We start from the raw sequence: 26,106 nt of genomic DNA, 5'->3' as shown, positions 1-26,106 counted from the left end.
CGACCGATCCTGGCGGAGGCGGTCGACATGGCTCGCCGTGCGCTACTGGAGTTGCAGCCCGAAGGAGTGGGCGAGCATCTGGGCGTGACCGCCGAGGACGAATACGCGGCCACCCACCATTTCGCGACGACCCTGCCCGGCTATCGCGGCTGGCAGTGGGCGGTCGTGGTGGCCGCGCCGCCGGAGGCCGACCGGGCCACGGTCAGCGAATCGGCCCTGCTGCCCGGTCCCGACGCCCTGGTCGCCCCCGATTTCGTGCCGTGGGATCAGCGGGTGCGGCCCGGCGATCTCGCGCCCGGCGATCTGCTGGCCCCGCTGCCGGACGATCCGCGCCTGGCCCCCGGCTACCTCGTGACCGGCGACCCGGTCGTCGACGACGTCTGTGAGGAAGTCGGCCAAGGCCGCCCGCAGGTGCTGAGCCGCGAGGGGCGTGCGGAGGCCGCCGAACGCTGGTTCACCGAATACGGCCCCGACACCGAGATGGCCCGCGCCGCCCCGTCGACCTGTCGTCTCTGCGGTTTCTACGTCCCCCTGGCCGGTGCCCTGCGCGCCTCGTTCGGTGTCTGCGCCAACGCTCTCGGCGCCGACGGCCACGTCGTGCACGCCGAATACGGCTGCGGAGCCCACTCCGACACCGAACTTCCCACCGGCGGCGGTTCCCCCCTCTACGAGGCCTACGACGATGCCGCCGTCGAACTCGTCGCGCCGGAGGAACTGCGCAAGCCCGCGGCCACGACGCCGGATGATGCGGTCGAACCGGACGAGTCCGGCGCGGTTACCCGCGAGGGCGACCGGACATCGGCGAACGAGAGTGCGCAGCAGGAAGCCACCGCGCCGGCGGGTGCCGTTGTCTCGGAGAGCGCGAGCGCGCCGGTAGTTGATGCCCCGGAGACCGCGGCCCCCTCCGCCGATGTCGCCGCGCCGCAGACGGCAACCTCCGCGGTGGATGTCGCTGCGCCGCAAACGGCTGCTGCGGAAGTCACTGCGCCAAAAGGCGATTCGATATCAGCGGTTGCATCCGAAAGCTCCGCTGCGTCGCCGGATGACGCCGTAGCGGAGGGCGCGAGCCCATCGGCCGATGCCGTTGCGGGAGAAGGTGTCGCGCAGCCCGGTGTCGCCACGTCAGCCGACACGACCGTGCCGGAAAGTGCTGTTGGTTCTGCCGACGCTGCTGCGGGAGAAGGCAGCGCGACGTCGGATGTTGCTGCGCGGAACGACGCTGTGGCCGCCGGTGTGACCGTGCCGGAAGGTGCTGTCGGCGCGGCCGATGCCGTTGCGGGAGAAGGTGTCGCGCAGCCCGGTGTCGCCACGTCAGCCGACACGACCGTGCCGGAAAGTGCTGTTGGTTCTGCCGACGCTGTTGCGGGAGAAGGCAGCGCGACGTCGGATGTTGCTGCGCGGAACGACGCTGCGTCGGCCGATGCCACCGTGTCGCAAGATGCTGTTGGCTCTGCCGATGCCGTTGCGGGAGAAGGCATCGCGCGGTCGGATGCGGCTGCTGCGCCGGATAGCGCGGCGGAGCCTGCGAATGAGGTTGCGCCGGAGGGTGTTTCCGGAGCATCGGATTCTGGCGAGGGGTCCGCTGGGCTCGCGCGGGAATCCGGGCAGGCGGTCCGGTCCGCGGAGACTTCCTCGATCGCGGATGCGGCCCCATCGGCTGCCGAGGCCGTAGGTGAGCCTCGGGCCGTCCAGTCCGGACAACCTGAGAACGCCGCCGACACCACGAGTCCCGTTGCGGCAGCGGCAGAGTCGGCGCAGAGCGGTGCGGCGGATGAAACGCGCGCGGGGACCGCCGATGTCGTCGCATCCGGCACGGTCGAGTCGGTACCGCTGGCCGCCGCGTCCGCACCGGCTGCGGAAGGCCACAAGGAGGCGACAGCTGCTGCCGAAGCGGCGGATGTGCGTGCGGAGTCGTCGACGAGTGCCGCTGACGTGAGTGTTTCCACCGCCGGAGAGGCGGCGTCGGCCACGGCCGAAACGGCGACCGGGCCGACATTCGAGAGCTCCGCGTCCACGGCGGGTTCGACGTCGGCGACTGTGGATACTTCGCCGAGTGCGGCAGATACTGGTGAGTCGGCATCGGTGGCGGGGGTGTCCGCACCGGCTGTGGAGGCCCATGAGGCGGCGAGTGCTGATACTGGGTCGGCTGCTGAAGCGGCGGATGTGACCGCGGAGTCGCCGGTGGATGCCGACGTGAGCGTTTCGCGCGCCGGGGAATCGGCGTCCGCGGCTGAGTCGGCGGTCGGGCCGACATTCGGAGAGTCGGCGTCCGCTGCCGAGTCTTCGGTGGCTGCGACTGGTGAGTCCGGGGCTTCCGCTGGTTCGGCCGTCTCGGGCACGGACGAGTCGGCATCGGCGGTGGCGCAGGAGCGCGGGGGCTCGTCTGCCGCCGAAGGTTCGGCGGGAACCTCGCCTCCGGGCGGTCCTGTTGCGGCGGAGAGCGTCTCGTCCGGCAGTAGTGGTGAAGATCAAGCGTCGCCGGTGACCGAAGGCACTTCGACCGACGCCGATGCCGACCGTGCGAGTCGAGCGGCTGATTCTGTATCGGAGGTCGATGCCGGGGCCGAGGATGCCGCGAACGAACCGGTCGAGGATCGCTCGCCCGCGAGCGGTGCCGACGCCGTGACGAGCGCCGACGCGACGCCAGATTCCGGTGTGGCCGAGGGGGTTTCGGGCGACGACCATGCGGCGGCCGATTCCGGTGCGCCGGGTGGCGTCGAGTATCACGACGCCTGGGCGGTGTCGGCGGTGCGCGTGCGGCATGATGCCGGAGGCGCTTCCGGAGCGGCGGATCCGAGCTGAGCGAGGTCGTGGGGGATCGATTCGGCTCGGCGGCCCTTCGGGCGGGGGTGCTCGATGCGTGGCGCGGATCGCCGACGCGGCTGCGTGAGGATGCGGCCACCGAGGCCGATCTGGTGCGCGCCGGATACCGCGATCGGCTGCTGACCGAGCTGGCGCAGAACGCCGCCGATGCTGCGGCCCGGGCCGGCGTTCCGGGGCGGCTGGCAGTCTGGTTCGAAGGCCGGACGCTGCACGTGGCCAACACCGGTGTGCCGCTGGAACTTTCGGGTGTACACGCGCTGACCGCACTGCGGGTTTCGGCGAAGCAGGGCGAGGACCCTGCCTCGGTCGGCCGGTTCGGCGTCGGGTTCACCGCCGTACTCACCGTCGGCGATGACATCGAATTCCGTTCCAGCACAGGGTCTTTGCTGTTCTCGCGGGACCGCACGCGGGAGGAGCTGCGACGCAACGCGATCCCCGAACCCGAGGACCCGGAGTTCGCGCCGCCCGCGCTGCGCCTGGCCTGGCCGCTCGATGCGGGGCCGGTCGCCGGATTCGACAGCGAGATCGTCATCCATCTGCGCGCCGACGTCGATACCGCCGCGTTGTCGGCCGCCATGCGCACCGAGGCCGCCGATCTGCTCCTGGAACTGCCCGCTTTGCGTTCCGTGCGCATCGAAAGCGAGGAAATGCGCAGTGCGTCGATCGAACTCGGCGGCGGGCTGCGTCAGCTGACCCTCTCGGGTGCGCAATTCGGCGAACGGATCTGGTGGCAGTTCGACACCGGCCGCGCCCGCTGGCTGCTCCCCGTCGTCGACGGCCGTCCGGTTCCGGCCGGACACGATGTGCTGCGCGCCCCGACTCGCTCGGACGAGGAACTCTCCCTGCCCGCGCTGCTGATCGCGCAGGTCGCCATGCAACCTGATCGCCGTCGCCTCCTGCCGGGTGCCCGGCCGGCCGAATTGGCGACGGGCTACGCCGATTTCGCCCGCGCCCTCCCGCCTCGCGATCGCCTGGTCCTGGTACCCGCCGCCGGATTCGCGCGCAGCGAGACCGACGCTCTCCTGCGCGAGGCGCTCCTCACCGAGCTTCGCACCGAGCGCTGGCTCCCGGTGGTTTCGGTCCCCTCCGGCGGAAGCTTCGGCCGGCACGACCGGATCGCCACACCTTCAGAGCAACCGATCAACCTGATCGACGCGTCGCCGCGCCGGACGGGGGAATCCGCTGCCACGGTGGGCGATTCGGCCGCCTCCCCGACGGTCGCACGCACTGCCGCGGACGACCCGGTCACCGACCCGGCGCAACCGGATGCCGTCGGCATCCCGGTCGATGACCTGGCGGAACCGGCGGTCGCGGAACCGGGCGTTGCCGCCACCCGGTACCCCGGGACCGCGCTCGCATCACCAGCTCGCGCGAGTGTATTCCCCGCCGTGTCAACGGAATTGGCGGACCTACTCGCCGATCTGCTGGGCCCTCTGGTGATTCCGGAACTCTCCGGCCGAGCCGCTTCCGATGCGCTGGCGGTGCTGGACGTGCACCGGATCGGCCTGGCCCGGATCGCCGAATTGTCCTCGAGCCTGGAACGTCCACCGCAGTGGTGGTATTCGCTCTACGACGCACTCGAGCCGTTCGTGGTCGATCCGCTGACCGCCGAGGCACTCGGCGCGCTCGCGGTGCCGCTGGCCGACGGCCGGCGGGTGACGGGGCCGCGCACGGTGGTGCTGGGCGACGACCTCGAACTCGTCGACGTTCCCTACGGGGACGCTCTCACCGTGGAGATCGCCCTGCCGGTGCACTGGGCGCGGTTGGTGCATCCGGAGGCGGCGCACGATCTCCTGGGCCGGCTCGGCGCGCGCCAGGCCACCGTCGAGGATCTACTCGCGGATCCCGCGCTGGAGGCGGCGCTACAGGATGATCCGGCCGATCCGGACACGGTCGAGGCGGTGCTGCGCCTGGCCGCGCAACTCGCCGACTCGTCCGCGCTCCCGGCCTGGCTGGGCACGCTGGAGCTGCCCGGCGAGGACGGCGAACTACTACCCGCGGACGAACTGCTGCTGCCCGGCGCGCCGCTGGCCGGCGTGCTCGCGGCCGATTCCCCGCTGGGCACGGTCGATTCCGCGACTCTCGACCGCTACGGCGAGCAGGCATTGCGCGCGGTCGGTGTGGGCTGGGGATTCTCGGTGGTCACCGAACTCGACCCCACCGGTCCGGACCACCACCTGGACGACGAGGAAATCTGGTGGGAGAGCCTCGTGGAGGATCCGGCCGAACTGGTCGCCGTCCGCGACCTGGATCTGGTCGACGACGACGCCTGGCCGAATGCGTTGCGGCTGTTGCTTTCCGAGCCCGGCACCCGGCGTTGCCTGGCCGATCCCGACGGCTACACCGCCTGGTGGTTGCGGCACCACGCCCGGATCGCCGGCACGCCACTGGGCCTGTTCCGCGCACCCGGTGACGCGGTGTTCGCCGGGCTGCTGCCCGTGCCGCCGGATCTCGATCCGGCCGAAACCGCCGCCCTGTCAGCGGTATTGGCAGATCCGGAAACCATCGGCCCGGAACTTGCCGCCGCACTGCTCGAAGCGCTGGCCGATCCCGCGAAAAGCCCGTCCCCGGAAGCGATTTCGCAGACGCACCGCAGGCTCGCGGCCAATCTGGATCTGCTCGACCTGGACGAGCTGGTGCTGCCCGAGCGGGTGCGCGCACTCTCGGGCGCGGTGATCGATTCGGCCGATGCCCTGATTCTCGACGAGCCCTGCTACGGCCTGGCGATTCCGCCGGACCGGCTGGTCGCGGGCGATGCCGGCACCGCGCGAGCCTTGTCGACCCTGCTGGATCTACCGCTGGTCTCCCAGGCGGTCACCGCCGAGGTACTCGGCTCCGGCCGGGTGAGCACCTGGCGGGACGAGCCACTGGGCGTGATCCTGCGGCAGCGGTTCGGCTCGGTTCCGGCCGATACGCCGTTGATCCTGCACGAGAACCTGCGCGTCCGCCTGAGCGGCGCGTACGAGGCGACCGTCGAGGTGCCGTGGTGGTGCGAGGGCGAGGTCACTCACCTTCGCGCGCAACCTATTGCGCGTACGTCGTGATCATCTCCGCGAGCACGTCCAGCTGAGTCCGGACCGCCTCGCTGTCGTCGTCCACCAGCCAGCGCAGCACGATGCCGTCGATGACCGCGAGGGTGAATCGGCTCAGCGTGGTGACCGGAACCGACCATCGGGTGCCGGTGGCATCGCGGGCGTGTTCGAGTACGTCGCCGACCGTCGAGTCGTTGAATGTGTATTGTTCGCGCGCGATCGCGAGTTTCGCCGGAGTTTGTTCGCTTTCCCGTAGTGCATAGGTTGTCGTTTCATAGGTGAGCAACTGCCGTTCGGGTGTGGCTTCGATGTTCAGCCACAGAAGTTCCAGGCTCGCGCGCACCAGATTTTGAAGCGATTCTTTTCCACTTCCGACGCCCTGCCAGACCGTTTCGTTGGTCTCGACCGAATCGCGCAATTCCATCGATAGCGCCTTGACCAGTTCGGTCATCAGCGCGTCCTTGTTTTCGAAACAGTAATGCACCACACCGAGCGAAACACCGGCGGCTTGCGCCACGTCACGGGTGGTTACCCCGGCCACGCCCTTTTTCTCGGCCAAGCCGATAGCGGCCTCGATAAGGTGGGCGCGGCGTTCTTCGACGCTCAATCGGGAGGACACCCACGCAGTTAAGCGGGAAGGACGCCGTCAGTCAATTCGCGAGCGCGAAAAGTCGCCCTCAGAGTCCTTTCTGCGCGCCCTTGTCGCCACGCCGGGCACTGCGGCGTTGAATCGTGAAGATGAGGTAGCCGAGCAAACCGACGGCCAAGCCCATCAGACAGATCGGCCGCGCGGGAGCCCAACTGTCGTTCACCCAGACCGCGATCGCCGCGATCGCCCACAGAATGCTGCCGATGGCCAGTACCGGACGCGGATCGGTCAGACGCGGCGGAATTTCGGGCACATCGGAGGTCACGATGCCAACGATACCGCTGTGATCGGACATCTCCCGTACGACGTGTCACGTATCGTTCTGCACTGTGACAACGGCTTCCGACATACGAGCCCTCGCCGCCGAGCTGTCTTTGGCGGTGGTTCGGCTGACCCGGCATCTGCGGGGTCGCCGCGCCGAGGCTCAGATTTCGCTGACCCAGCTGTCGGCACTGGCGACCCTCAATCGGGACGGCTCGATGACTCCGGGCACCCTCGCGGCCAAGGAGCGCGTGCAACCGCCCTCGATGACGCGCGTTATCGCATCGCTGTCGGAAATGGATCTGGTGAACCGCGATCCGCACCCCACCGACGGCCGGCAGGTCATCGTCTCGCTCTCCGATGCCGGCCGGGCACTGATCGCCGACGAGGCCAATGCCCGCGAGGAGTGGATGACCGAACAACTCTCCGGCCTGAGCCCGGCCCAGCTCGACGTGCTGCGCGAGGCGGTCGGAATCATGACGCAGATCGTGGACGAATCGGAATAGCGCCCAGACGGGAAGCTACCCTTTCAGTCCGAAAACGCTTTCACTCGGTACGATTTCGCGGCCCAGCGGCATCAGCGATACCGGGATGAGTTTCAGGTTGGCCCAGCCGAACGGGATTCCCACGATCGAGACGAACAGCGGAATACTGGTCAGCAAATGCCCCAGGGCCAGCCACCATCCGGCGAAGATGAACCAGATGACGTTCCCGACCGTCGACGGTGCGCCCGCGCCCGGCCGCACGACGACCTCTCGCCCGAACGGCCACAGCACATAGCTCGCGATCCGGAACGAGGCGATCCCGAACGGAATGGTGACGATCAGTACGCAGCAGATCACTCCCGCGAGCAGGTATCCCAGCGCCATCCAGAAACCGGCCAGCACCAGCCAGATCACATTCAGCACGAACCGAATCAAGTCCACAATGCCAGCATGCCAGTGTGTACCCGGACCGGCTACCCCGTAACGACGTGCCGCGCCGGGACGGGGGATCCGTCCGGCGGTTGGCACCGGAAGGGCCCCACCCGACGGCCACGCGTCACGGTGACGCCGCCGGGTTCGTGTCTGCTCAGAAGGGCCAGCCCAGGACGGGATCACGGTCGGCCCGGAAGGCCGAGTCCAGCGCCCGCAGCGCGGCCGGATTCTTCGCCCGGATGCGATGTGCCGCAGCCAATCTCCGTATCCGATGGGCGCCGAGGTAGACACAACCGAGCACCCCGATATCGAGTTCGACGTCGGCCTCGCGGGTGGTCGGCGCGCATTCGGCGCGGCCCTCGCGCACCCGAAGCGCGAAGACGCCGCCCGCCGCGCGGAACGGATCACGCACCGCGACAACGACATCCAGGTCCGACTCGTAGGATCGGGCGGTCAGCGCGGCGGGAACGTCCATGATCCGCAACCACAGCGCGTCGCGTAGTGCGGTGGTCCGGACCAGCCGCGGGTCGGTGAACAGGTGCGGGAGCGGGTCGTCCGGTGCGATCACCGCTTCGATCCGATCGAACAGCTCGAGTGCGCTCAGCGCCCGCCAGAGCGCGGCGTGCGCGTCCGGGGTGACCGCGCGCAGCTCCACCACCTCGATCGCGGTACCCGATTCGCGCCGGTGGTAGCGATACAGCGCGTAGCCGTCGGCGTGGATGAAGGCGAACAATCCGGTCCCGCCGCCGCGGTAGCGCGGCTCATCGGCGAACAACGCGTCCCAGACGGGCTCCGGGCGCAGCTGCGCACCGGGCTGCGCCGGCCGCCAGCGGTCGTAGATCGCGGGCACGATGTGCCGGGCGCGGTCGGCAGGAGTCGGCTCGACGCCACCCGGATCCGGTGTGCCGGAATGGAATTGCGCGAAGCGGCGATCGAACCAGATGTGCTGCTGGACGATCGCGGGCCCGTAGCCGAACCGACCATAGATGCCACCCTGGCTGGCCGTGAAGATGGTCAGCGGCAGCTGCTTCGCCTCGGTGCGCCGATGCTGTTCGGTGTACATCGCGCGCAGGATGCCGCGGCGCCGATGTGTCGGTGCGACAGCGACATTCGCGATCGACTCCACCGCCACCGGATGGCCGCCCGGAACCGTCAATGTCTGCGTATACGCAGCGGTGTAGCCGACGATTCGATCACCGTCCCGCGCCACGAGGCCGTTCTCCAGAGCGAAGACCCGGCGATTGCGTTCGATCTCCACCGGATCGCTCACCACACCGAAACCGGTGTCGCCCAGCAGCCGGACCGCATCGGCGTCGGCCGCGGTACCGGAGCGCAGAGTTATCCCCGACGTCTCTGTCATACCTGCACCATCGCATGTACCGGGACCGCTCCGCACTCCGGTTTCGCCCGGCCCCTCGTCCGCGGCGGGTTGCCGGGGCGATCCGGTCCGTCCCCCGACGAGACGGGCCGAACCGTTTCCCGGCCCGTCCTGCCATCCCCTCCGAGGCAGGCCGAGCCGGTGGCCGGATCGCGAGGTTCGCCGAACCTCACAGCAGAGACGATCCCGCACCGGACTCGACGGGCGCTTAACAAGACCTTGCAGCCGTGAGCGAGCGGCGGCCTACTTCCGCGAACGTCGCCACAGCCGCCGATAGCGGGAGGTGGTGCGTTCGATCCGCGGATCCTCGGCGACCTCGTACCGCCTGACGTATTCGCTCAGGAATGCCTGCACCGTGGCCGTCGCCGGAATCGCCAGCAGCGCACCGACCGCGCCGAGCAGGGCGCCGCCCGCAAGCACCGCCAACAGCGCCACGGCCGCGTTCACGTCGACGGTGCGTGCGGTGATGCGCGGTTGCAGCAGATAGTCCTGGAACCACTGGTAGACGACCGAGAATCCGATCACCCACACCGCGTCGATCGGCCGGATGGTCAGTGCCACCAGCACCGGCAGGGTGCCCGCGATATAGGTGCCGATGGTCGGGACGAACGAGGCGACCACGCCGAACCACACACCGAGGGCGAGCGCGTTGGGCAGTCCGAGGATCTCGAGGAACACACCGTGCGCGAGTGCGGAGATCACCGCGAGCAGGGCTCGGGAGTAGAGATATCCGCCGGTCTTGGAGATGGCCAGATCCCAGGCCCGCAACACCTCCTGCTGGCGGGTGGGCGGCAGCAGTGAGCACACCGTGCGCCGCAACTTGGGACCGTCGGCGGTGAGGTAGATGCTGAACAGCGCGATCGTCAGCACCTGGACCAGTCCGCCGAGCACTGTGCTGGACAGGCCCCACGCGTTGTTGGCCGCGGTCTGGGCGTAGTTGTTCAGCACATTGGAGTCGTGCAGCAGCCGATCGCGCAGCTGATCCACCGTGAAGTGTTGGTGGAACGTGTGATTGACCCATCCGACGAGTTCGTTGATCAGTCCCGGCAGTTCGTGCAGCAGATTGGTCACCGTCTCCACCAGCAGGGTGACCAAGGCCGCGATGAACCCCGCGACAGAGGCGAAGAGCAGAACGAAGACCACCGCGGTGGCCAGTCCGCGGTGCACCCCCCGCGCGGACAGCACGTTCACCGCCGGTTCGGTCGCCAGCGAGACGAAGAACGCGACCAGCATGATCGTGAAGAGTCCCAGCAGCTTGTGCGCCGCCCAGTCGGTGATCTGATACGCGCCGAGCAGCGCGAAGGCCAGCAGCATCGCCCGCGGCAGCCAGGCCGGCATGCGGTGGGTTCCGTTCGAGGAGGGCTCGGGCGATGCGATCTCGTCCTGGGCGGCCGGCTCGTCCGGATGTTCGGTCATTTCATCCAGTCTGCCCGCTCGGGCCGGGTTTGCCCGGCTGCGACCCGCCCGATGAAGGCTCGCTCGACCGGGGCGCACGTGTGCGGGTGTCCGTCATTGCCCGACGACTTTGCGGCGATCGCGACCGGCCTGCTGATCGACGGCCGAGCCGCCGAGTTCCACTCGGGCCGAGGCGCGCAGGAATTCGGTGGCCGCGGCGCTGGCGGTGGGGTCGGCGTGGCGGATCGCGGTGGTGAGCCGGCTGCCGCGATAGAGCAGGCCGGGATCGCGGTCGGTGGACAGCCATTCGGCCGCGTCCTCCTCGATTCGCTGACGCCACAACAGGAATGCGCGATTCTCCGCGATCCAGCCGCGCAACCGGTCCCAGCGCAACAGGGTGTCGTGCACCAGGTCGGCGTGCCTTACCTCCACCACGATCATGCGCCACCGGACGAGACGATCTACCAGATCGTGGCTCGATCCGGTGCGGGCGGCGATGCGCAGCAGATCGGTCGTCGGGATGCGCCGCCGCGAGTAGCTGCCATCGCGGTGCACGGTGATCAGGGCCAGCAGTATCTGGCGCGCGTCGGCCTGTTCCGCCGGAGTCAGCTCGGCCCAACGTCTTTCGGCGGCCCGGGCGATCTCCCCGGCCGGGCCCCCGACCTTCCGGTACGCGGCGATATCGATCCGGTCGCCGGTGTGCGCGGCCCACAGCGACCGCATGGTGGCGGACAGCACGGCCAATTCGCCGGGACTGGGAGCCGTGCGGTCCAGGCTCAGCCGATCCGATTCCAGGGCGCTGAGCAGCAGATCGACCACTCCCGGATCGACCGCGGCGCCACAGCTGCGCACGGGGCCGACGATGACCGAGGTCAGCTCAGGTCTGAGCATCGGGCTGAGCGTGAAACTGTTGTGCTGCACCGCGTCCGCGAGCCACGGGTACTGCGCGCAGGAGACCAGGTCGTCGGAGCGGATCGAGATCAGCACGGTGCCGATCGTGGCGACCTGTTTGAGCCAGATCAGGAAGGCCGCCCGTTCGGTCGGGTCGATCTCGGGGCGGTACAGCTGCTCGAACTGGTCCACGATCAGAACCGGGCGGGCCTCACCCGACCATTGCCGCAGCACTTCCAGATCCGGGCCGCCGACGGCGAGATCCGTTGTCCCGCCGAAGGTTCGCACCGACGTGGCGAGCGGATCTCGGCCCGGGACGAGGGTCGTGACGGCCCACCGGCCGCCCTCCGAGCGCAGCGCCGGAACGAGCGCGGCGCGCAGCAGCGCGGATTTGCCCACGCCCGATGCGCCGGTCAACACGATCACATCGGCCGGGCGCTGCGGCGTCGCGGACATCCGGACCATGCTCAGCAGCGCGGTGAGCGCCCGCCGGCGACCGAAGAAGATCGCCTCGTGTTGTTCGGTGTAATCGCCGAGCGGATACGGCTGCTGGGACACCGCGCCGGTGGCGTCGGCCGGACTCGACCGCGCCGCCGTCCACAACATCCGCCAGGCTCGCGTATTGACCGGCTCGCCGGCAACTCCGGTGCGGCGCTTGGCCTTCGCGCCCAGCACCTGCAGCACCGGAAGCAGGGATTCGAACCGGGCCGGCACATTGCGCCCGCTGAGCCAATCGCTGATGCGCTGCGCCGAGGCGAGCGCGGACCGGGTCTCCCCACCCGCCTCGTTCGCCCGCAACTGGGCCAGCATCGCGACATTGCGCAACGACGGCGCCCCCGCGGCTCGATGCAGTGCCGACAGGTGCCGCGCGAACTCGCTGCGCGCCGACCCGCCCTGGACCTGCCGACCGTGACCGACCTCTTCGGTAGTCATGTAGTACCCCCGAACGGACTTGGGGATCCGCCCGGTGCCGAGCGGATCGTTCGTGTTCTCGAAGGTTTGGACGGATCGAACCGCGATTCGGTTCCCGCCGCGGCCGTTCGTTTCGCCGCTTCGGTGGCCGGGCCGCACGCGAGCGGGCCGGATGTCCGGACCGTACATCGTCCCGGATCCGCTGACCTGGCGGTCTCTCGACCGCGACGAACTGCCCTGTTGCTCCGGCCGTTTCGGATTTCTAGCGTTCTGGCCGTACTTGCGGCCGAGACCGAGACGTCCGGCCGGTCCATGGTGAATCAGTGGGGGAGTCCCAATGCGAGCAGGTTTTCCGATGTCCGTGGCCGCCGCCGCGGCGGCCATTCTTGCGGTCGGTGTTCCGACGGCACACGCCGACGTGATTTCGATTGCCCCGCACGAACAGTCGATCACCATGCCGGACGGCTGGCAGCTGAAGGTGGGGCAGCACGACGAGCAGGCCAACCGGGTGCTTCCGCTCAACGGCATCGGCACCACCCGCGAGGTGTTCGTCACCAACCAGGCCTACGGATCGGTCGGTGCCAGCGGATCACCGCTCGCCGGCGTCGTGCTGCGGACCGGCTACAACGTCGGATGCGCGGTGGACCTGACCACCATCACCCTGGGCGCGACGGTGAGCCTGGGCATCACCCCCGGTATCGTCATCGCCGCCGGTATTCCGACGCCGACGGTCGGCGCCAACATCGGGCCCACGGCCAGCATCGCGCCGTCCTTCAACGTCACGCTGCAGCCCGGCAAGGTTGTCGACGTGCCGCTCGGCGAGAAGCCGCTGACCGGTACCAAGGCCTTCGTCACCAGCCGCAATGCCCACCTGCACATCGACGGCTGCGCCGGCCCCGCGAGCATCCGCTCCTATACGATCATGGCCGCGAAATCGAGCGAGGCCGACGATTCGGTCGCGGTCTATGGCGCCCCGATCGCGCTGTGATTCGCGGCGCGGGCGAATGCGTATCCCGGTATGGATCGCGGCGGTCCTGACCGCGGCGACGTTCTCCACGTCCCAGGCCGCCGCGGACACGCTCGAACCCGCGTCGCCGCACGAGCTGATTGCCGAGACCGGCGACGGCCGCACGGTCGTCCTGGGACAGCGCGGCGAAACCATCCAGCACGTCACCGGTCTGCCGGTGACCACGCGGGAGGCGCGGGTGACCGCCGAGGCCTACGCCACCCTCGCCGGGTCCTCCGCGTCCGCCGCGCTCGAAAAGGGCACGCTCACAATCGGTTACGAGGTCGGCTGTGCCATCGCCACCGGCCCGGTCGTGCTCGATCTGCAGAGCATGGTCTCGGTGCTGGGCCTGAACCCGAATCCGGCCGTGGGCGACTCGTCGACGATCACCGTCACCCCGGATGACAAGGGCTCGCCGACCACCATGGCCACGTTGTATCCGGGCATCGCCGTGTCGCCATCGATCACGATGTCCTTCGCCACCGGAACGATCCGCGACGTTCCGCTCGCCACCATCCCGATCCACAACGGACGCAACAAAGTCGGAATTCGACGGTCCGAGGTGAAGGTGACGGGTTGTCTGGGCGCGGCCGCGATCCGCTCGTACGCCATCCTCACCACGAAATCCGCGCTGTCGGACGACACCGTCGTCGTCTACGGCAACCCGGTGGCGATATAGCCGGCGCCGTTCCGGGCGCGGCGGCGGTGGTGCGGCTCGCGCGCCTGTCGATGATCCGCGCGTGCGAATGGGAAAGGCCCGCTTCCGAATCGGGAGCGGGCCTTTCCGCGAGCTGTTTCAGCGGCCGGCGATCTCGGTGAAGTCGCGGGCGCCGTAGCCGGTGTAGATCTGGCGGGGGCGGCCGATCTTCATGGGCTCGCCGTGCATTTCGCGCCAGTGCGCGATCCAGCCGGGGAGGCGGCCCATGGCGAACAGCACGGTGAACATGCGGGTCGGGAAGCCCATGGCCCGGTAGATGACGCCGGTGTAGAAGTCGACGTTCGGGTACAGGCGGCGCTCGACGAAGTAGTCGTCACCGAGGGCGGCCTCTTCGAGCTGCTTGGCGATGTCCAGCAGCGGATCCTGCACGCCCAGCTTGGTGAGGATCTGGTCGGCGGTCTTCTTGACGATGGTCGCGCGCGGATCGTAGTTGCGGTAGACGCGGTGCCCGAAGCCCATCAGCTTCACGCCGTCTTCCTTGTTCTTGACCTTGCGCACGAACTCCTTGACGTCGCCGCCGGAATCCTTGATGCCGTCGAGCATTTCGAGCACGGCTTGGTTCGCGCCGCCGTGCAGCGGGCCCCACAGCGCGTTGATGCCGCCGGAGACCGAGGTGAACAGGTTCGCGTCCGAGGAGCCGACCAGGCGAACGGTGGAGGTCGAGCAGTTCTGCTCGTGGTCCGCGTGCAGGATCAGCAGCATGTCCAGGGCCGCGGCGACGTCCGGGTCGACCTCGTAGGGCTCGGCCGGGAAGCCGAAGGTCATCCGCAGGAAGTTCTCCACCAGCGACAGCGAGTTGTCCGGGTACAAGAACGGCTGGCCGACCGACTTCTTGTAGGCGTAGGCCGCGATGGTCGGCAGCTTGGCCAGCAGGCGGATCGTGGACAGCTCGACCTGTTCGGGATCACGCGGGTCCAGCGAGTCCTGGTAGTAGGCCGACAGGGCGTTCACCGCGCTGGAGAGCACCGGCATCGGGTGCGCGTTGCGGGGGAAGCCGTCGAAGAAGCGCTTGAGGTCCTCGTGCAGCAGGGTGTGCCGCCGGATCCGGTCGGTGAAATCCTCCAGCTGAGCGGCGGTCGGCAGCTCACCGTAGATCAGCAGATAGCTGACCTCGATGAAGTTGGAACCTGCGGCGAGCTGCTCGATCGGGTATCCGCGATAACGCAGGATGCCGGCCTCGCCGTCGATGTAGGTGATCGCCGACTTGGTCGGTGCCGTGTTCACGAAACCGGGGTCGTAGGTGACGTACCCCGTGCTGGCCAGCAGCTTCCCGAGGTCGATCCCGTCATTGCCCTCGGCGGCCTTGGTGACTGTCATCGGGTAGTCGCCACCGGGGTAGGACAGTACCGGCTTGGCGTCGTCGTCGACGTTGATGATGTTCTCAGCGGGCACGGAAGGATCCCTCTCAGGCTAGAACCGGTAGGCATCGGGCACGGTCGGTGTCCGATGCGCTCAACCGTCAACGCTAGCCGCTGGCCGTTAGCGGCGGATCGCGAGGGTCTGGTTAACTACCTCACGGTCACCTCCGCTCGAGATGAGTTCGGCGGGGGTGTCGTGATAGTGGGCCGCGGTGCTCAGGCAACCGGGATTTCGGCATGTGCGCGGCTTACTCGGTATCGTACGAAGGCCGGGAAGGCCAGCGTCGCGAGCACCATGCCGACCACCACGAGCACACCTCCTCCGGCCGCCGCGACGGCGGTACCCAGGGTGGCGGCCGCAAAACCGTGGGCAACATCACCCAGCCGCGGTCCGCCGGCGACCACCACGGTGAAGACGCCCTGCAGCCGCCCGCGCATCTCGTCGGTGGCGACCTGCTGCAGCATGGTGGTGCGCAACGTCGCGGAGAACATGTCCACCGCACCGCCGAATGCCAAGCAGCCCACCGCGATCCAGAGTCCGACGGTGGTGCTCAGCAGATGTCCGGTGACGCCGACCGCGACGCCGAAACCGACCATGGCCACCCCCCACAGCGCGATGCACACCACCACCGCCAGGCCCTGCCGGCTCAGGTGCGAGAGCCAGCCGGAGAAGATGCCGCCCGCCACCGCGCCCGCGGACAGCGCGGCGAACAGCAGACCCAGCGCGGTGCCGCCGGTGATCGGATCGCCGAAGGTGTCGTGGGCGAGTTCGGGGAACAGCGCCCGCGGCATGCCGAAGACCATCGCGATGATATCCACCGCGAACGAGGCGAGCAGGATCCGTTGCGTGGTCAGATAGGCGAATCCGTCTGCGACAGTGCGCAATCCGGCCCGGCGGGCCTCGCCGGTCGGCGGCACCCCGGGCAGTCGCCACACCGCCCACAGCGTGGCCAGCAGGGCGATGGAATCGATCAGGTACAGCGCGGACAGGCCCACGACCGGAATCAGCGTCCCGGCCAGTACCGGCCCGGCGATAGCGCCGAACTGCATGACCGTGGCGTTGAGCGAGTTGGCGGCCGGCAACAGGTGGCCGGGCAGCAGCCGCGGGTAGACCGCGCTGCGCGTGGGCTGATTCACGCCGAAGAAGCCCTGCTGCACGGCGAACAGCCCCAGCACCAGCCAGACGTTGTTCACTCCCGCCAGCGCCTGCACCCAGAACAGCACCGAGGTCAGACCGGTTCCGGCACTGGTGATCAGCAGCAGTTTGCGGCGGTCCATGACATCGGCCAGCGCGCCGCCCCACAGCCCGAACACGATGAGCGGCACCAGGCCGAACAGCCCCGACAGCCCGACGTAACCGGAGCTGTGCGTGATCTGGAAGATCTGCTGCGGCACCGCGACGACGGTCAGCTGCGCCCCGACGACGGTGACGATATTGGTCGTCCACAGGCGGCGGAAGTCCTGGTTGCGCAGCGGGGTGATATCGGCGAGCAGTTTCACTGACGGAACATTAACGGTTGCGAAAGGCCCGGGAACACCAATTTCGAGTGATTCATCCCATGATTGCAAGTGTGGCGATCCGCTGGGGCCGACTGCTCCCGCCACGGCTCTCGCGCGCTGCGACGCACCCCAGGGGGCACCCGGATCCGATTACGCGGATAACGCCGGCTTTCATCGCGCGGGGCCCGGGGCGATTCTGGACCGACGGAGCAGGGGGAGCGACGAAGCGGAGGCCGAATTACGGCTGCAGGCGCTCTATCTTCATGGCGGACACGTCGGAGTTGCCGACTTCCAGGGTGACGCGGATGCGGTTGTGCAGGCGGCTGCGGCGGCCCTGCCAGAACTCGACCGTTTCCGGGGTGAGCAGGTAGCCGCCCCAGTTCGCGGGTACCGGTAGCTGGTCGACGCCCTCGAAGCGTCTGGTCACGCTGTCGAGCGCGCGATCGAGATCGGTGCGCGAGGCGACCGGCCGGGACTGCTGCGAGGCCCACGCGCCGAGCTGGGAATTGCGCGGACGCGAGCGCCAATACACCGCCGTGGTCTCCGGACCGACCTGTTTCACCGGCCCGCGCACGGTGACCTGTCTGCCGAGGGCGGGCCAGGCGAACGTCGCCGAGGCGTAAGGGATCGCGGCGAGCTGATTTCCCTTGGCGGAATCGTAATTCGTGTAAAAAGTCACACCGGCTTGCGAGAGCCCTTTGCACAGCACCGTGCGCGACGCCGGGCGCGGGCCCGCGCCGCTCATCTCCACCGTCGCCAGGACCATGGCATTCGGCTCGGCGATACCGGCCCGGGTGGCTTGCTCGATCCAGTTGCGCAGCAACGGTTCCCAGCCTTCGGACAGCCAGGATTCATCCAGATCGGGATCGCCGCCGTATTCCGCGCGCATGGCGGCGATATCCATTTCCGCGCGCATCGCCGCACCCACATCGGGGTACCCGGGGGTCGAATTTCCAGTGGGAAATCCCACTGTGGCTTCCGCGGAACCGGGTGAATTCTCCTCGTCGCGCATGGACCAGAGGTTACTCCGCAGTATTGGAAGGACTAAGGTTCTTATCGGTCGACGCGCGTGGCGCAACGTCCGAGTGAACCTCCGGCTATCTCGCGCGTCGCAGTGAAACAGCGTGGCCGCCCAGAGATCGTGCGGTCCGAATCGCAAGGAGAGTCACCGCAATGACCACCAGCGCTGCGGCATCCACCGGCCCCGCCGTACCCCCCGATTTCGTCAGCGGACTGGAAGGCGTGGTGGCGTTCACCACCGATATCGCCGAACCCGACAAGGACGGCGGCGCGCTGCGGTACCGCGGCGTGGACATCGAGGACCTGGTCGCCAACCGGGTGACCTTCGGCGATGTGTGGGCGCTGCTCGTGGACGGCGAATTCGGCCACGGCCTGCCCCCGGCCGAGCCGTTCCCGCTGCCGATCCATACCGGTGACGTGCGCGTCGACGTACAGGCCGGCCTGGCCATGCTCGCCCCCATCTGGGGTTATCAGCCGCTGCTGGACATCGACGACGCGACCGCGCGGGAGAATCTGGCGCGCGCTTCGGTGATGGCGCTGTCCTACGTCGCGCAGTCCGCCCGCGGCATCTATCAGCCCGCCGTGCCGCAGAAGAAGATCGATGAGTGCACCACGGTCACCGAGCGGTTCATGACCCGCTGGAAGGGCGATCCGGACCCCCGGCACACCCAGGCCATCGACGCGTACTGGGTGTCCGCGGCCGAGCACGGCATGAACGCGTCCACCTTCACCGCCCGGGTGATCGCGTCGACCGGCGCGGACGTGGCCGCCTCGCTCTCGGGCGCGATCGGCGCGATGTCCGGTCCGCTGCACGGCGGCGCGCCCGCTCGCGTGCTGCCGATGATCGAGGAGGTCGAGCGCACCGGCGACGCTCGTGCGCTGGTCAAGGGCATTCTGGATCGCAAGGAGAAGTTGATGGGCTTCGGCCACCGGGTCTACCGGGCCGAGGATCCCCGCGCGCGGGTGCTGCGCGCGACCGCCGAGCGGCTGGGCGCGCCCCGGTACGAGGTGGCCGCCGCGCTGGAACAGGCCGCCCTCGCCGAGCTGCGCGAGCGCCGTCCCGATCGCGCCATCGAGACCAATGTCGAATTCTGGGCCGCGGTCATTCTCGACTTCGCCGAGGTGCCCGCGCACATGATGCCCGCGATGTTCACCTGCGGCCGCACCGCGGGCTGGTGCGCGCACATCCTGGAACAGAAGCAACTGGGCAAGCTGGTGCGTCCGGCGGCGATCTACACCGGGCCCGCGCCGCGCAGCCCGGAATCGGTCACCGGTTGGGCGTCGGTCGCCGGCAAGTAACTCGGAACAACGGCATTCGGCTGCCCGCCGCCCACCGCGGGCGGTCGAGTGCTTTCGGGTGAATTCACGCGGAACGGCAGGTGCCGCCGATTCTCGCCGGTGGGCGCGTGAGATCTGCCCCGGCCCAGGTCTTCCCGTACGATCCGTGCCGTGTTCGAACGAGTGATCTCCCGGCGTGGCCTGCTGACGGCGGGCGCGGTGACGGCCGCCGGCCTGGTGAGCGCGGCCTGCGCCGAGGCGTGGGGATCCTCGCCGACCTCCGCGACGTTGTCCGCCGCCACCCGGCAGCCGCTTCCTGTCACCGCCACGCGGGACCCGGCGGCAATGTTCGCGGCCACGACCGGGACTCCCGCGAACGCGCCCGCGGCACAGTCGGCTTCGGGACCCCAGCCCGAGGCCGTGGCCGCCGCGCATCACGGGCAGCGACCGGCGACGTGGGCGATGGCCATGCCCGGGATCATCACCACGTTCGCCCCGGCGGGCAAACAGATGGCACTCACCTTCGACGCCTGCGGCGGCCCCGGAAACGATCAGATGAATGAAGTTCTGATGAATTTCCTGATATCGCAGCGTATTCCGGCGACATTGTTCCTGAATGAACGCTGGATCGACGCCGATCCGAAGCGGGCGGAATCGCTCGCGAACAATCCGCTGTTCGAAATCGGTAATCACGGCACCCGGCACTGCCCGCTGTCGGTGACCGGACGTTCGGCGTACGGCATCCCCGGAACCGCTTCCGCGCAGCAGGCGGTGGACGAGGTGTGGGGTAACCACGAACGCTTGATCCGGTTGACCGGCCGCGCACCGCGATTCTTCCGCACCGGGACCGCGCATTACGACAACGTCGCCGTCGAGATCGTGCACGAACTCGGCGAGACCCCGGTGGGATTCAGCATCAACGCCGACGGCGGGGCAACCTTCAGCAGTCCGCAGATCCAACGCGAGATGGCCGCCGCCGTCCCCGGCGCGATCGCCCTGGCCCACATGCACCGGCCGAAATCCGCCACGGCTCCCGGCATGCTGGCCGCCATCACCCGATTGCGTTCCGCCGGTTACGAATTCGTCCACCTGCCGTAGTCGCGGCCACTGCCGCTCCCGGCGCGCCTGAGGTGAACGTCGAGGCGCGGACCGCTCGAATCGGTGACGGTGTGCGTGCGCACCGTTCAGCCGGCAGGCGCTCGATCCCGGACAGTGGGGCTATTCGGACGCGGCCCAGTCGACCGCGACCGATTCCCCGCGGTCGACGGTGAAGAAGGCGACCTCCAGATGCCTGCCCCGATCGACCAGTTCGATCGCGGACAGCGGAACGGGCTGGATGATGCGGACCCACCAGGGGCGGGGTTCGTCCCAGGCACGCAGTTCCAGGTCGAGTCGCAGGACCGGATCGTCGCGTCCGGTGTAGTCGGCGGCGACGGGACTGGCCGCGAGCACGGTGGCGTCGGCGCGGCGGCCGTTGGCGAGGATCTTCGCGATGCCGACCCGGGTGGACTCCTCGGGTCCCGGAACGTACAGCACGACCCGATCGCGATCTCCCGGATCGACCCGGCAGCCGACGACATCACCGGGCTGCATGGCGATCAGATCCATCTCGCCGACGCGCTGGCGGATCCGTGTCTCGTAGGGCCGGCGATCCTCGATATCGACGCGGATCCAGAAAAGGTGCCCGGGTTCGGCGCGGCCGCCCGCGACGCCGTCCGCCTTCCGCACCACCGCCGGCCCGGCGAACGGCGGCATCCGGCAGGGTCGCACCCCGAGAATCCGCGCGGTGCCCGCGAGCCCCAGCATCAGCACCTCACGCTGGGCCGGTTCGGACAGCGCGCCGTGCCGGATCGCGAAACCGGGCGAACCCCAGTGCGCCGACCAGCGGCCGAACAGGCCGGAACGAGTGCTCGAGATCACCGGTGCTGGTCGTTCGCTCGCGCGCTCCCGCATAGGCTTACGGTAACCGGAATACGAGATGCATCACGGCCTTTCGACCATCTATGCGAAGAAATTCCGGATTAGCCCGAAGGTCGAAGCGGTCGGACGCGAGGCAAATTAAACATCGCGGTGGCGGGCCATTAGGCTTGGGACCATGACCGCTGCCTTGCCGAGCATCCCCGCCGAACTCAAACCAGCCGACGGACGTTTCGGCTGCGGACCGTCCAAGGTCCGTCCGGAACAGCTGAACGCGCTGGTCGAGGTCGGCGCGTCGGTGTTCGGCACCAGCCATCGGCAGAAGCCGGTCAAGGACGTCGTCGCGCGGGTGCGCGCGGGCCTGCGCGAGCTGTTCTCGCTGCCCGACGGCTACGAGGTGGTACTCGGCAACGGCGGCACCACCGCGTTCTGGGATGCGGCCGCCTTCGGCCTGATCCGGGAGCGTTCGCTGCACCTGACCTACGGTGAGTTCAGCTCGAAGTTCGCCGCCGTGGCCAAGAAGAACCCGTTCATCGGCGATCCGATCGTCGTCTCGACCGATCCGGGCACCGCGCCCGAGCCGGTCGCCGATCCGCAGGCCGATGTGATCGCCTGGGCGCACAACGAGACCTCGACCGGCGTCGCGGTTCCGGTCCAGCGTCCGGCCGGTTCGGAGAACGCGCTGATCGCCATCGACGCCACCTCGGGCGCGGGCGGTCTGCCGGTGAACATCGCCGACTCCGACGTCTACTACTTCGCCCCGCAGAAATGCTTCGCCTCCGACGGCGGGCTGTGGATCGCCCTGATGAGCCCCAAGGCGCTCGAGCGGGTCGCGGAGATCAAGGAGTCGGGCCGGTTCACCCCGGAATTCCTGTCCCTGCCGATCGCGGTCGACAACAGCTCCAAGGATCAGACCTACAACACCCCGGCGCTGGGCACCCTGCTGCTGCTGGCCGACCAGATCGAGTGGATGAACGCCAACGGCGGCCTGGACTGGACGGTCAAGCGCACCCTGGATTCCTCCTCACGGCTGTACGCCTGGGCCGAGTCCAGTGAATTCGCCACCCCGTTCGTGGCCGATCCGGCGCATCGCTCGCAGGTCGTCGGCACCGTCGATTTCGTCGATTCGGTCGATGCCGCGCAGGTTGCGAAGGTGCTGCGCGCCAACGGAATCGTCGACACCGAGCCGTATCGCAAACTGGGCCGCAACCAGTTGCGCGTCGGTATGTTCCCGGCGATCGATCCCGATGACATCACGCAGCTGACGCGTAGTATCGACTGGGTCGTCCAGGAAATCGCCAAGTAGGCGAATGCGGCAGGGGGGTCGGTCGGATGTTTCAGCGGATTTCGGCCATTGAATGGCGATCCGGCCGGGTCGCGAACATGCTGATCGAAGCGGGCTGAATTGAACACGATAGCGCGCGCGGAAGTCTCCCGGGAGATTTCCGCGCGCGTGTCCTGCCACATGAATCTCAGAAGTGCACTACTGTTCCAGAACGTGGGCGGTGTCGCGAGCCATGCTGTGATCGACGCGGCGCTGTGTTCGCTGCACTGATAAGGAGGTAACGGTGCGTGAGCTTCGAGTGATCGGTCTGACGCCCGATTCCGCGCACATCGTGTGCATCGATCCCGAGTCCGGACAGAAGTACCGGCTCGCCGCCGACGAAAAACTGCGCGCTGCCGCCCGAGGAGACCTTGCCCGATTCGGCCAGATCGAGATCGAAACGGAAGCGACTATGCGTCCTCGCGATATCCAGGCCCGTATCCGTGCCGGTGCGTCCGTGGAGCAGGTGACCGAGGAATCCGGAATGCCGCTGAGCCGCGTCGAGCGGTTCGCCTATCCGGTCCTGCTCGAGCGCGCGCGGGCCGCGGAGTTGGCGCAGAAGGCGCACCCGGTTCGCAAGGACGGCCCGGCCGTGGAAACTCTCATCGATGTGGTCTCGGCCGCGTTCGCCGAGCGCGGCCACAATATCGATATCGCCGAATGGGATGCCTGGAAGGACGAGAAGGGCTACTGGGTCGCCCAATTGCAGTGGCAGGCAGGTCGTTCGGTGATCGCCGCGCACTGGCGTTTCCAGCCGGACGCGCACGGCGGTTCGGTGACGCCGCTGGACGACCCGGCCAATGATCTGGTCGATCCCGATTTCGGCCGGGCGCTGCGCGGCCTGGCGACGATACTGCCCGAACCCGCCGCCGAACAGGCCGCGCCGGTGGAGCCGGTGGCCCCGGTGGCGCCGACCCCGCCGCCGCGTGACGAGCCCGCGGCGGTGACCGAGCGGGAAACCGAGGCCGAGGAATTCTTCGAGAAGCGTGCCGTCGGTGGCAGTTCGGTGCCGGTGGCCGCGCAGTCGACTCCGGTCGCCGCGCCGCCTGCCGCACCGTCCCGGGAGCCGCAGGCCCCGGCCGCGGAGTACGCCGCGCCCGCACGTGAGCAGTCGGCGCCGGCCGCGACGCCGTCGCGCGAACAGGTCGAGCCCGCACCCGAACGCGCGCAGCCCGCGGCGGCGAAGGCGACCAAGCCCGCTGCCGCGGCGAAGCCGGCTCCGGCACCCGCGGCGAAGCCGGCCGCCGCCACGGCGAAGTCCGCTCCCGCCGCGGCGGCGAAGTCCTCGCCCGCGGCCGCCGCGAACCAGCCGGCCACCGAGGAGGCCAAGCCGCCCGCCAAGCAGACGCGGTCGAAGGCCAAGCGCGGCAAGGCGCCCATGCCGTCCTGGGAGGACGTGCTGCTGGGAGTGCGCAGCTCGGGTCACTGATTTTCCGCCTCGCACACCGGGGTTCGCCGATCCGGTGATATGTCCGGTTCCGGCGAAACCGGTCTTGACACGCGCACGCGTCATCCGAAGTGCACCGTTTCGGTGTGCCGGAGGGTAGATTTTTCTCATAGCGCCCAGCTATTTCGGGCGGGCACCGGTGATGGTGGGTTCGGATGTCATCCGGCGCTGTGATTGCTGTGGAGTAGCTATGCTTACCCGTACGAGGATCGGGAGGTGTCGCAAGTGCCGTCCACTGCTTCGTCCCTCTGGTACGTCGACGCGCCCGACCCGGTCGCGGTGCTGCGCGAGCATCCGGATCCGGATCCGGCTGCCGCACTGGCGCTTGCCCGGCAGCTCAATCCCGATCTCGACGTGGTCCCGGCCGCCTCGGGCACTTTGAAGGTCTGGGCCGGGCCGGATCCTGGCTCGATCTATATCGGCTGCTATCCGGGCGTCACCGTGGTGTGCACGACGCAGGCCGCGGTGGCCCGGCCGACCCGGCTTCCGGAGTTGCTGGTCCGTCCGCTCGCCTCCGAGCACAGCTATCTGATCTCGTACGACGTCGAGCGGGGCTGGGGGGCGTTCGCCCATTGGGAGCGTGGCGAATTCCGCCGGTCGTTCAGTTCCACCCGAGTCGACATTCTCGAGAACGAGGGGTTGCCGCAGGTGTGGGAGCGGTCGTACTGGGCGGGGGAGCATCCATTGCGTTTGCTGCCCGGCGAATTCCCGGACCCGCAAACCCTGCCGTTCGATCCGACCGAATTCGCCGACGGGGCCAATGCCGAATGGCTCGGCTTCCATTATCGCGGCGGGCAGCACGACGGCGCACTCGAGCCGGAGGATGTTCCGGTCTGCGGCTTCAGCCTGTTCCCGAAGGGGCAGGCGCCGTTGCCGATCCGTCCGGACCAGGCGCAGGACGACTCGCACAACAGCGGTCGCTGGTTCGGCTGGCTGCGCGGTCGAACCGATCACGTGCACGAGACGACGGCGTGAACGACGGCTCGTGTGAGTCAGGAAGAGATCGCGGCGACCAGTAGAGCGCTCCAGCCCAGCCCGACTCCGACGGCGACGCCCAGCAGGATCCACCGCACGACCGGCGTGCCGCGCCAGCGCCAGGCGCTCGGGGCCGCGCCGCCGACCGCGACGAGGTTCACCACGACGGCCAGCGTCCAATGCACCTGTGCCAGTGCGGCTCCGAACGCGTACACCCCGGCGGTGGCGAGCACCGCCACCAGGGCGGACACCGCGATTCCCGCCGCCCATGGCGTCGGTTCGGGATAGGCGCCGTAGCGGGCGCCCGGAGGCTGATTCACGAGATGCGCACCCTTTCGTAGAAGGCCATCGCGGCGGCGGTGGCCACATTGAGCGAATCGGTGCCCGGCGTCATCGGGATGCGGGCGCGAATATCGGTGGCGGCCATGGCCGTTTCGGTCAGTCCCGGCCCCTCGGCTCCGAGCAGCAACGCCACCCGGTCACCGGTCATCACCCGGGCCAGTGTGGCCGCGGTCGGGTCGGGCGTCAATGCGATGACCTGAAAACCCTTGCTGCGCAACATGTCCAGACTTGCGGGCCAGTCGGGCAACCGGGCGAACGGCACCCGCAGCACATGCCCCATCGAGACCCGCACCGCGCGCCGGTACAGCGGGTCGGCGCAGCGGTCGCCGAACAGCACGGCGTCCGCGCCGAGCCCGGCCGCGTTGCGGAAGATCGAGCCGATGTTCTCGTGATCGTTGACGCCCTCCAACACCGCGACGGTCCGCGCCGAGGCCAGTATCCGGTCCGGATCGGGTTCGGCGGGACGGCGAGCGGCCGCCAGCACCCCGCGATTGAGATGGAATCCGATGATCTCGGCCATCACCTCCGCGGTGGCTCGGTAGTACGGCACGTCCACGCCGGTCAGATCGCCGGCCAGTTCCTCGTATCGCCGAGCGACGCCCAGCAGTCCGAACGGAGTGAAGCGCGAATCCAGCATTCGCCGCACCACCACGACGCCCTCGGCGATCACATACCCCTGGCGTCCGGGTAGATCCGGGCGGCGATCCGCGGATTTGAGGTCGCGGAACGCCGCGACCCGCGGATCGGCGGGGTCCTCGATATCGATCACGTCGGCCACGACGCACAATCCTGCCACCGACATGGACAACGCCGACCCCTGTGGTCAGCCAGTCCCACCGGCCCCGAATAACGCCAACTTTGAAGGGCGAGCCTTCGGGGGCCAAGACCCGCCGGAGCGGAGCGGAGGCCGGTGACACAGCCCGCATCAACTTTCTGGTTTCGCGAGCAACGATATGGTGAACA

The 26,106-nt window shown here is 68.7% G+C and carries 22 protein-coding genes; 10 read left to right on the top strand and 12 right to left on the bottom strand.

The genetic code is table 11. From position 1 onward, the window contains the following. Positions 1 to 27 precede the first annotated feature (27 nt). On the top strand, positions 28 to 2,802 hold the full coding sequence (locus AC5WS7_RS22985) for a DUF3027 domain-containing protein (protein WP_495956809.1): 2,775 nt from the start codon (positions 28 to 30) through the stop codon (positions 2,800 to 2,802). Positions 2,803 to 2,810: 8 nt separating this feature from the next. Then, positions 2,811 to 5,867: a sacsin N-terminal ATP-binding-like domain-containing protein gene (locus AC5WS7_RS22980; protein ID WP_495956625.1), complete on the top strand. Its 3,057-nt coding sequence runs from the start codon at positions 2,811 to 2,813 to the stop codon at positions 5,865 to 5,867. On the opposite strand, the gene AC5WS7_RS22975 is transcribed toward AC5WS7_RS22980, so the two are convergent. Together AC5WS7_RS22975 and AC5WS7_RS22970 are read right to left on the bottom strand one after the other, a co-directional pair. Further along, entirely contained in the window at positions 5,848 to 6,474 is a 627-nt protein-coding gene (locus tag AC5WS7_RS22975; protein WP_495956624.1) for a TetR/AcrR family transcriptional regulator, read from the bottom strand. The two genes, AC5WS7_RS22980 and AC5WS7_RS22975, sit on opposite strands and share 20 nt — an antisense overlap. 58 nt (positions 6,475 to 6,532) lie before the next feature. Further along, on the bottom strand, positions 6,533 to 6,769 hold the full coding sequence (locus AC5WS7_RS22970) for a DUF2530 domain-containing protein (RefSeq protein ID WP_495956623.1): 237 nt from the start codon (positions 6,767 to 6,769) through the stop codon (positions 6,533 to 6,535). Between the two features lie 64 nt (positions 6,770 to 6,833). On the opposite strand from AC5WS7_RS22970, the gene AC5WS7_RS22965 reads away from it, so the two are divergent. After that, positions 6,834 to 7,271, top strand: a complete 438-nt coding sequence (locus AC5WS7_RS22965; protein WP_495956622.1) for a MarR family winged helix-turn-helix transcriptional regulator — start codon at positions 6,834 to 6,836, stop codon at positions 7,269 to 7,271. 15 nt (positions 7,272 to 7,286) lie between these two features. On the opposite strand, the gene AC5WS7_RS22960 is transcribed toward AC5WS7_RS22965, so the two are convergent. The 4 genes from AC5WS7_RS22960 to AC5WS7_RS22945 all read right to left on the bottom strand — a co-directional run bounded on the left by AC5WS7_RS22960 (position 7,287) and on the right by AC5WS7_RS22945 (position 12,279). Then, a complete protein-coding gene (locus AC5WS7_RS22960) occupies positions 7,287 to 7,682 on the bottom strand; it encodes a YccF domain-containing protein (RefSeq protein WP_495956808.1) in 396 nt (131 codons plus the stop codon). Positions 7,683 to 7,836: 154 nt separating this feature from the next. Continuing rightward, positions 7,837 to 9,042: a GNAT family N-acetyltransferase gene (locus AC5WS7_RS22955; RefSeq protein WP_495956621.1), complete on the bottom strand. Its 1,206-nt coding sequence runs from the start codon at positions 9,040 to 9,042 to the stop codon at positions 7,837 to 7,839. A gap of 261 nt (positions 9,043 to 9,303) precedes the next feature. Continuing rightward, a complete protein-coding gene (locus tag AC5WS7_RS22950; protein WP_495956620.1) occupies positions 9,304 to 10,476 on the bottom strand; it encodes an AI-2E family transporter in 1,173 nt (390 codons plus the stop codon). A gap of 93 nt (positions 10,477 to 10,569) precedes the next feature. Beyond that, positions 10,570 to 12,279: an ATP-binding protein gene (locus AC5WS7_RS22945; protein WP_495956619.1), complete on the bottom strand. Its 1,710-nt coding sequence runs from the start codon at positions 12,277 to 12,279 to the stop codon at positions 10,570 to 10,572. A 340-nt stretch (positions 12,280 to 12,619) separates the two neighbouring features. Between AC5WS7_RS22945 and AC5WS7_RS22940 the strand changes: the two genes are divergently transcribed. Continuing rightward, positions 12,620 to 13,246: an MspA family porin gene (locus AC5WS7_RS22940; protein WP_495956618.1), complete on the top strand. Its 627-nt coding sequence runs from the start codon at positions 12,620 to 12,622 to the stop codon at positions 13,244 to 13,246. A 16-nt stretch (positions 13,247 to 13,262) separates the two neighbouring features. After that, positions 13,263 to 13,943 carry an MspA family porin gene (locus AC5WS7_RS22935; protein ID WP_495956617.1) on the top strand — a complete coding sequence of 227 codons (681 nt, stop codon included), beginning with the start codon at positions 13,263 to 13,265 and terminating at the stop codon, positions 13,941 to 13,943. Positions 13,944 to 14,060: 117 nt separating this feature from the next. Here AC5WS7_RS22935 and AC5WS7_RS22930 read toward each other — a convergent pair whose 3' ends face one another. The 3 genes from AC5WS7_RS22930 to pdxH form a co-directional block, all read right to left on the bottom strand. After that, positions 14,061 to 15,374, bottom strand: a complete 1,314-nt coding sequence (locus tag AC5WS7_RS22930) for a citrate synthase (protein ID WP_495956616.1) — start codon at positions 15,372 to 15,374, stop codon at positions 14,061 to 14,063. 182 nt (positions 15,375 to 15,556) lie between these two features. Next, entirely contained in the window at positions 15,557 to 16,840 is a 1,284-nt protein-coding gene (locus AC5WS7_RS22925) for an MFS transporter (RefSeq protein WP_495956615.1), read from the bottom strand. Between the two features lie 238 nt (positions 16,841 to 17,078). Beyond that, entirely contained in the window at positions 17,079 to 17,756 is a 678-nt protein-coding gene (pdxH, locus tag AC5WS7_RS22920; RefSeq protein WP_495956807.1) for a pyridoxamine 5'-phosphate oxidase, read from the bottom strand. A 257-nt stretch (positions 17,757 to 18,013) separates the two neighbouring features. Between pdxH and AC5WS7_RS22915 the strand changes: the two genes are divergently transcribed. Together AC5WS7_RS22915 and AC5WS7_RS22910 are read left to right on the top strand one after the other, a co-directional pair. Then, positions 18,014 to 19,159: a citrate synthase 2 gene (locus tag AC5WS7_RS22915; RefSeq protein WP_067886537.1), complete on the top strand. Its 1,146-nt coding sequence runs from the start codon at positions 18,014 to 18,016 to the stop codon at positions 19,157 to 19,159. A gap of 150 nt (positions 19,160 to 19,309) precedes the next feature. Next, positions 19,310 to 20,236, top strand: coding sequence for a polysaccharide deacetylase family protein (locus AC5WS7_RS22910; protein WP_495956614.1), 927 nt, complete (start codon positions 19,310 to 19,312; stop codon positions 20,234 to 20,236). Positions 20,237 to 20,356: 120 nt separating this feature from the next. On the opposite strand, the gene AC5WS7_RS22905 is transcribed toward AC5WS7_RS22910, so the two are convergent. Beyond that, positions 20,357 to 21,091, bottom strand: a complete 735-nt coding sequence (locus AC5WS7_RS22905; RefSeq protein ID WP_495956613.1) for a hypothetical protein — start codon at positions 21,089 to 21,091, stop codon at positions 20,357 to 20,359. Positions 21,092 to 21,233: 142 nt separating this feature from the next. On the opposite strand from AC5WS7_RS22905, the gene serC reads away from it, so the two are divergent. From serC to AC5WS7_RS22890, 3 genes are all read left to right on the top strand, one after another. Then, on the top strand, positions 21,234 to 22,361 hold the full coding sequence (gene serC / locus AC5WS7_RS22900) for a phosphoserine transaminase (RefSeq protein WP_495956612.1): 1,128 nt from the start codon (positions 21,234 to 21,236) through the stop codon (positions 22,359 to 22,361). 262 nt (positions 22,362 to 22,623) lie between these two features. After that, positions 22,624 to 23,808, top strand: a complete 1,185-nt coding sequence (sepH, locus tag AC5WS7_RS22895) for a septation protein SepH (protein WP_495956611.1) — start codon at positions 22,624 to 22,626, stop codon at positions 23,806 to 23,808. A 243-nt stretch (positions 23,809 to 24,051) separates the two neighbouring features. Then, the gene (locus AC5WS7_RS22890; RefSeq protein ID WP_495956610.1) at positions 24,052 to 24,801 is read left to right on the top strand and encodes a DUF6928 family protein; all 750 of its coding nucleotides are present in this window, start codon (positions 24,052 to 24,054) and stop codon (positions 24,799 to 24,801) included. Positions 24,802 to 24,818: 17 nt separating this feature from the next. On the opposite strand, the gene AC5WS7_RS22885 is transcribed toward AC5WS7_RS22890, so the two are convergent. Both AC5WS7_RS22885 and AC5WS7_RS22880 read right to left on the bottom strand, forming a co-directional pair. Beyond that, complete coding sequence (locus AC5WS7_RS22885) at positions 24,819 to 25,121, bottom strand: DUF2537 domain-containing protein (protein ID WP_495956609.1); 303 nt, start codon at positions 25,119 to 25,121, stop codon at positions 24,819 to 24,821. Then, complete coding sequence (locus AC5WS7_RS22880; protein ID WP_495956608.1) at positions 25,118 to 25,921, bottom strand: TrmH family RNA methyltransferase; 804 nt, start codon at positions 25,919 to 25,921, stop codon at positions 25,118 to 25,120. Before AC5WS7_RS22880 ends, AC5WS7_RS22885 begins: the two co-directional genes overlap by 4 nt. Between the last annotated feature and the right edge of the window lie 185 nt (positions 25,922 to 26,106).

Source organism: Nocardia sp. PLKS1-43, from assembly GCF_059510335.1.
Note: the sequence above shows the minus strand (reverse complement) of the source record. Positions and strands in the feature narration are given on the sequence as shown.